The organism is Pseudomonas sp. (assembly GCF_035277045.1).
GTDB lineage: Bacteria > Pseudomonadota > Gammaproteobacteria > Pseudomonadales > Pseudomonadaceae > Aquipseudomonas.
This window is the reverse complement of sequence record NZ_DATELE010000111.1, coordinates 1-5,781: the sequence shown is the minus strand read 5'-3', so window position 1 is coordinate 5,781 and position 5,781 is coordinate 1. Positions and strand designations below refer to the sequence as shown.

The window sequence follows — 5,781 nt, the reverse complement described above, 5'->3', positions numbered from 1 at the left end:
CTGGGCACTTGTCGACGTTGTCGCAAACGCCGTCGTTGTCGGAGTCGGAGCAGACTTCAGCAACTGGAGCCGGAGCGGCTGCGGCTTGCTTCGGGCTACCGCCGAAGTTCAGGCCAACACCAACGCTTGGAGCCCACTCGGTGTCGCCCTGGTCGATGTTGTACTGCGCTTCGACGCCAGCACGAGCGTACAGCATGTCGGTGATGTACCACTTGGCACCGGCGCCAACGTTGGCGAAGGTGGAGTGGTCACGACCGCCACGGCCGGTCTGGCCCAGGCTCTGGTGCGAGAAACCAGCGGAAACGTACGGACGGATGGCGTCGTACGGGTTGTTGAAGTGGTAGACGGCGTCAAGGGCGGTATCGGAACCCTTGATGTTCTTGCCGTCGTCGCCACGCACGTTGTGGACTTCATCGTAGCCAAGACGCAGCTCGACATCATCAGTCAGGAAGTAACCGATCGAACCACCGAACAGGTTACCGTCGTTCTTGAAGTCGCGCTGGCTGTCGTAGTATTCCTTCTTGTAGAAGATCTCGGTTTCGACCGCGCCTTGGCCTTGTGCCAGAGCGCCGATCGAAGTAGCGGCTACAAGAGAACCAATGGCCAAGCCCAAGGTGTTTTTCAATTTCATCCGTTAAATCCCCATCTGGTGATAGTTAAGCAGTCCCACCAAAATCCGGGGGACAACTCGTCGGCAAGTCTAGCAGACCTTGCCAACTGGTTAGAGATATTTGCATCCCACTAAGTTTCAGTCAGGCCGGCAAATTTCTCCCGGAGCTTGTCGAGCGCGCGCTTGTAACGCATCTTCGTCGCGCTCAGCCCCATGTGCATGATGTCTGCGATCTCCTGGAACTCCAGCTCTGCGACAAAGCGCAGCACCAGTATTTCCCGATCGATCGGGTTCACATACACCAGCCATTTGTCCAGCCCGCCTTTTTCTTCAGCCTTTGGCGCCTTCTCCTCGGATGCCTCTTCAACAGGATCCAGGCTCAAGGCGTCCATCAACCGACGCTTGCGTCGCTCCTTGCGGTACTGGGTAATGCACTCGTTGTAGGTGATGCTGTAGAGCCAGGTCTTGAACTTGGATTTGCCCTCGAAGTTCTTCAACCCGTACAGCACCTTCAGCATCACCTCCTGACAGACATCATCAGCATCCCGGTCGTTCCCTAAATAACGTGCACAGACGTTAAAAAGGGTCCGCTGGTAGCGCCGCATGAGCTCCTCATAGGCGCGGGTAACGTGAAACAGCTCCTCATGCGAACGCGCCACCAACTCTTCGTCGGTGAGCTCGCGTGGGTCGTAGCGCATAGGCAGCGAGTGGACTTTATTCAAAACGGATCTGGCCGACAGTCAGGTCAATGTCGCCGCAAGACCCACCCGGGCCATTTTTTGCGGCGGCATACATTAACAGCTTTTGCCCGGTTAGCGGCTACTGACTCGCTGCTCGAGAAGGATCCGGTTAGACAGTGACACCAGGTCGCCATCATCGGTGAGCAGCGTGGTCTTGACCGTACCGATCTCTTCGATCTGCCCTTCAACCTCTCCAATCCGGACCTGTTGGCCGACCTGGTAGAGCTCGCGCACGTAAATGCCGGCCAGAATCTGACCCGCGATTTCGCGGCTTCCAAGGCCCATGGCCAGGGCAACTGCCAGACCAACGGTTATCAGCCCGATGACGATGACGTGGTTGAGCAGGTCGGTCTTGACCTCGAGCTGGCTGATGGCCACCGAGATCGCGATCAGGATCACCAAGCCTTGGGCAATCCGCCCTACCCCGGCTGCGTAGTCCAGGCCGATGCCTTCGGCGGCACCGCGCACCAGACCATTGACCAGCTGCGCCAGGAGGATGCCCGCCAGCAGCACCAGCGCCGCGCCAAACACCTTGGGCAGGTACAGGGCAAGCATGTCCAGCGTGGCCGAGACCCGCTCAAGCCCCAGCGACTCGGCTGCCGAGACCAGGAAGATAAGCAGCACGAACCAATAGACGATCTTGCCGATCAAGGTCGAGATCGGCACCTGGATGCCCACCCGGCTGAGCATCTTGGTCAGGCCGGTACCGGCCATCAGCCGGTCCAGGCCGACCTTGGCCAGCAGCTTGGACAACAGGGTATCGAGCAGCTTGGCGACGACAAAGCCGAGCAGCACCACGACCAGCGCGCCGAACAGGTTGGGGATGAAATTCGCGACTTTTGTCCATAGGGCGGTCATGGCGGTGACCAGGCTCTGGGTCCAGAGATCAAGTTCCATATTCAATCGGCCTTATCAGCTTTGCCTGTGGCAGGTTTGCGGCGCACCGGCGCCACATGCGCCGAGCCATTGTTCACGGCGATCATCAGTGCCTGGCTCCAACGGCCCAGCAGGCTGAACAGGTCGCCCGCGCCAACCTGGCGGTTGGCGGTTTTCAGGACCCGGCCCAGGCAGGCATCGTCGTCCCGGTCTTTACCGGACGGTGAAGCCTGGAGCAGGTCCCGCAGGGATTCTTCAAACGGATCGTGCATGGGCACCTCGCGCAATGTCAGTCAGAGACGAGAGGCAAAGGCACCGGGTCACACCGCAGCGAGGCAACCCACCCTTGCCTGCGGGAGCGGCGGGGGTCGAAATCACACCCACCGCAGCCGCCGGAAGATCCACCATTGCCCCACCGCCAGGCCCAGCACCAGCAGGCTCGCGTAGAGGAAGCCGTAGGGGCTGTCAGACCCGGGGATGCCGCCGACATTGATCCCCAGCAGCCCCGTGAGAAAGCTCATCGGCAGGAAGATGCAGGTGATGATGCCAAAGCGGTACATGGTGCGGTTCATGCGTTCGGCGCGCTTGCGGTCCTCGGTCTCGAGGACCAGCGCCGCGCGTTCGCGGGTGAGTTCGAGCTCTTCGAGGTAGCGGATCAGGCTGTTGTTGAGTTCGTTCCAGTAATCGCCGTCATTGTCGGCGAACCAGCTGCATTTGTTACGGGAAAGCTGGGCATAGATGTCGCGCTGGGGCGCCAGGAACCGGCGCAGTCCAGCCGCGCGGCGGCGAATCTGCTGCAGGGCACCCTGGGTAGGCTTGTACCGCTCGTCGGATTCAGCCCGCTCCTCTTCATCGTCAGCCAGTTCGGACAGGTCGGTGACCAGTGCCTGAACTTTTTCGGTCAACAGTTCGCCCATCACCAATAGCAGTTCGGAGGCGGTCTTGGGCCCCCTGCCCTCCGCCAGTTGCTGCAGCATCTCGTCACTTGCTCGCAAGGGGCGTAGACGCAACGAGATCACCCGCTGCGCTTGCGCGAAGATACGCACCGAGACCATGTCCTCGGGCTCGGCGCCAGGATTGAGGTTGACCCCACGCAAGAACAGCAGCATCTGTTCGTCCGCCATCGGCAGCAGCCGTGGCCGGGTGTTTTCCTCGAGCAACAGTTCGCAGGCGAACTCGCTGAGGCCACTCTCTCGCAGCAGCCAGCTGCGGGTCTGCGGGTGACTGCGGTCCCAGTGCAACCAGAGGCTTTGCTCGGGCTGCAATTGCAGATCATCCAGCTCGGTGCGCGCAATGGTGCGCGCACCGCCCTCGCCATCGAGCACCAGGGCATGCACCAGGCCCCACTGCGCGTTGTCTTCCTCGAACATCAACACTCCATCAGCGCGGTTGCGCGTTACTCTGGCATTTTCAGCGCGGTGGGCGAAACGATCACGCCGTTGTTGTCGGCGTACAGGTACTCGCCCGGGCGGAAGGTCACGCCGGCGAAGGTCACCGGCACATCCAGGTCACCGAGGCCACGTTTTTCGGTTTTCAGCGGGTGACTGGCCAAGGCCTGCACGCCGACATCGGTCTGCGCCAGGACGTCGACATCGCGCACGCAACCGTAGATCACCAGGCCTTCCCAGCCATTGCTGGCGGCTTTTCCGGCGATCAGGTCGCCCAGCAGCGCACAGCGCAGGGAACCGCCACCGTCGACGACCAGCACCTTGCCCTTGCCGTTGAGCTCGGCCTGCTCCTTGACCCGCGAGTTGTCCTCGAAGCACTTGACGGTGACGATCTGGCCGCCGAACGAATCACGGCCGCCGAAATTGCTGAACATCGGCTCCAGCACCTGAACCAGCTCAGGGTAGGCATCGCACAAGTCGGGGGTTATGTAGTGCTGCATGGGAAGCTCCTGTCAGTCACAACGAAGGTCGGCGCTAGCCGGTTCACGCATCCTAACTGTAACCCGGCGCTGGCGAAACCGCCGCCGGCTCGCCCAGCAAAGGCTGCAGAGGGTCGCGCAGCCAGCGCGCCACCAGGGGCCAGACCTGCGCCTGCGCCGCCTTGCTGACCAGCATGTCGACGTGCCCGAACGCGTCGAAGCCGTGTTCGCGGCCCAGGCAGACGAACTGCTTGTGCTCGCTGCCCACCTGCTCGAACAGCTTGCGGCAGGCCCAGGCCGGGTCCTGATGATCGCCGGCTCCCGCCACTGCCAGCAGGGGCACATCGACGCTGGCAAGGCCTGCCCACCAATCGTCCTTCTTGTCGCCAAAACGCCCGAACAGGCCATGCCAGCGCAGGCTCTCCAGGGCCAGGCCGATAGGCTCGTCCTCGGGACCGCGCTTGAGCCGCGGGCCGGAAATATGCGCGAAGCGCTTGAGCAACAAGCGGCTGCTCCAGGCCACGGGCGGCACCTTCAAGGGCCAGTACACCCGGCTGACCTGGCTGCCGAACAGCGCCGCGCTGGCGACCAGGCCGGCTTCCAGGTAACGCCCGCCCAAGGCGGCGGCCAGAGTCGTGCCACCGAGCGAATGGCCGAGCCAGTGCGGTGCCTGGCCGGCCTTTTCCTTGACGAACGCACCAATCACCGGCAAATCGTGGCGGGCATAGTCGGCGACGCGGTTGTGCCGCCAGTTGCGGTTGCGCGGCGACAGGCCGTGACCGCGCATTTCGGGGATCCACACATCGAAACCGGCACGCGCCAGGTAGGCGCCCAGGCCGATGCCTTTGGGCGAGTACCAGAAACGCCGGTTGGAGAAGCTGCCGTGCAAGAGGATGACCGGCACCCCCGAGGCGCGCCCATGGTCGGCCAGGCCCAGACGGGTCACCGCCAGTTCGACGCTCGGGTCGGGGCTGTTGCCCGCCTTGATGCGATAGACGTCCTCGCTCAGGTCGCCGCGGCGATCGGCGCTGAGCAAGGCGACGGGAAATAAGGTACTGCTGCTTAACATAGGAAGATTGCACAAAAAAAGGCGGCATCCATCGCTGGAGCTCGCCTTGGAAAACCAGGCAAGGGCGGCCGTCGGCCGGCCACCCCCGCGTTCACCGCATCAGGCGTTTGCCTGGCCTTCGGCGAGGAAGAACCAGGTCTCGAGCACCGAGTCGGGGTTGAGCGACACGCTCTCGATGCCCTGCTCCATCAGCCACTTGGCGAGGTCCGGGTGGTCGGACGGGCCCTGCCCACAGATGCCGATGTACTTGCCGGCCTTGTTGCAGGCGGCGATGGCGTTGGCCAGCAGCTTCTTGACCGCGGGATTTCGCTCGTCGAACAGGTGGGCGATGATGCCCGAGTCGCGGTCAAGGCCCAGGGTCAGCTGGGTCAGGTCGTTGGACCCGATCGAGAAGCCGTCGAAGTACTCGAGGAACTCTTCGGCCAGGATCGCGTTGGACGGCAGCTCGCACATCATGATCACGCGCAGGCCGTTGTCGCCGCGGGCCAGGCCGTTTTCGGCGAGCAGGTCGATCACCTGGCTGGCCTCGCCCAGGGTGCGCACGAACGGCACCATGATCTCGACGTTGGTCAGGCCCATCTCGTTGCGCACACGCTTCAGCGCACGGCATTCGAGCTCG

Annotated in this window: 8 protein-coding genes; all 8 read right to left on the bottom strand. The window is 62.7% G+C overall.

What is annotated here, in order from left to right; genetic code table 11:
- On the bottom strand, positions 1–631 hold a 631-nt coding region (locus VJS90_RS04885), incomplete at its 3' end, for an OmpA family protein (RefSeq protein WP_324119592.1).
- A gap of 110 nt (positions 632–741) precedes the next feature.
- Complete coding sequence (sigX, locus tag VJS90_RS04880; protein ID WP_324119590.1) at positions 742–1,332, bottom strand: RNA polymerase sigma factor SigX; 591 nt, start codon at positions 1,330–1,332, stop codon at positions 742–744.
- A 90-nt stretch (positions 1,333–1,422) separates the two neighbouring features.
- Complete coding sequence (locus tag VJS90_RS04875; RefSeq protein WP_324119588.1) at positions 1,423–2,247, bottom strand: mechanosensitive ion channel family protein; 825 nt, start codon at positions 2,245–2,247, stop codon at positions 1,423–1,425.
- A gap of 2 nt (positions 2,248–2,249) precedes the next feature.
- Positions 2,250–2,498: a CrfX protein gene (locus VJS90_RS04870; RefSeq protein ID WP_324119586.1), complete on the bottom strand. Its 249-nt coding sequence runs from the start codon at positions 2,496–2,498 to the stop codon at positions 2,250–2,252.
- 102 nt (positions 2,499–2,600) lie between these two features.
- Positions 2,601–3,596 carry a zinc transporter ZntB gene (locus VJS90_RS04865; RefSeq protein WP_324119584.1) on the bottom strand — a complete coding sequence of 332 codons (996 nt, stop codon included), beginning with the start codon at positions 3,594–3,596 and terminating at the stop codon, positions 2,601–2,603.
- A gap of 26 nt (positions 3,597–3,622) precedes the next feature.
- Complete coding sequence (gene rraA, locus VJS90_RS04860; protein WP_324119581.1) at positions 3,623–4,114, bottom strand: ribonuclease E activity regulator RraA; 492 nt, start codon at positions 4,112–4,114, stop codon at positions 3,623–3,625.
- A 52-nt stretch (positions 4,115–4,166) separates the two neighbouring features.
- Positions 4,167–5,162 (bottom strand): alpha/beta fold hydrolase, encoded by a 996-nt coding sequence (locus VJS90_RS04855; RefSeq protein ID WP_324119579.1) that lies wholly within the window; start codon positions 5,160–5,162, stop codon positions 4,167–4,169.
- 99 nt (positions 5,163–5,261) lie between these two features.
- The coding region (locus VJS90_RS04850) for a putative PEP-binding protein (protein ID WP_324119577.1) at positions 5,262–5,781 on the bottom strand (520 nt) is incomplete at its 5' end.

Excerpts from the sequence above, each read along its gene's own strand:
- VJS90_RS04875 (WP_324119588.1), bottom strand. The coding sequence starts at position 2,247 with ATGGAACTTGATCTCTGGACCCAGAGCCTGGTCACCGCCATGACCGCC.
- VJS90_RS04870 (WP_324119586.1), bottom strand. The coding sequence starts at position 2,498 with ATGCACGATCCGTTTGAAGAATCCCTGCGGGACCTGCTCCAGGCTTCA.
- VJS90_RS04855 (WP_324119579.1), bottom strand. The coding sequence starts at position 5,162 with ATGTTAAGCAGCAGTACCTTATTTCCCGTCGCCTTGCTCAGCGCCGAT.
- VJS90_RS04865 (WP_324119584.1), bottom strand. The coding sequence starts at position 3,596 with ATGTTCGAGGAAGACAACGCGCAGTGGGGCCTGGTGCATGCCCTGGTG.
- rraA (WP_324119581.1), bottom strand. The coding sequence starts at position 4,114 with ATGCAGCACTACATAACCCCCGACTTGTGCGATGCCTACCCTGAGCTG.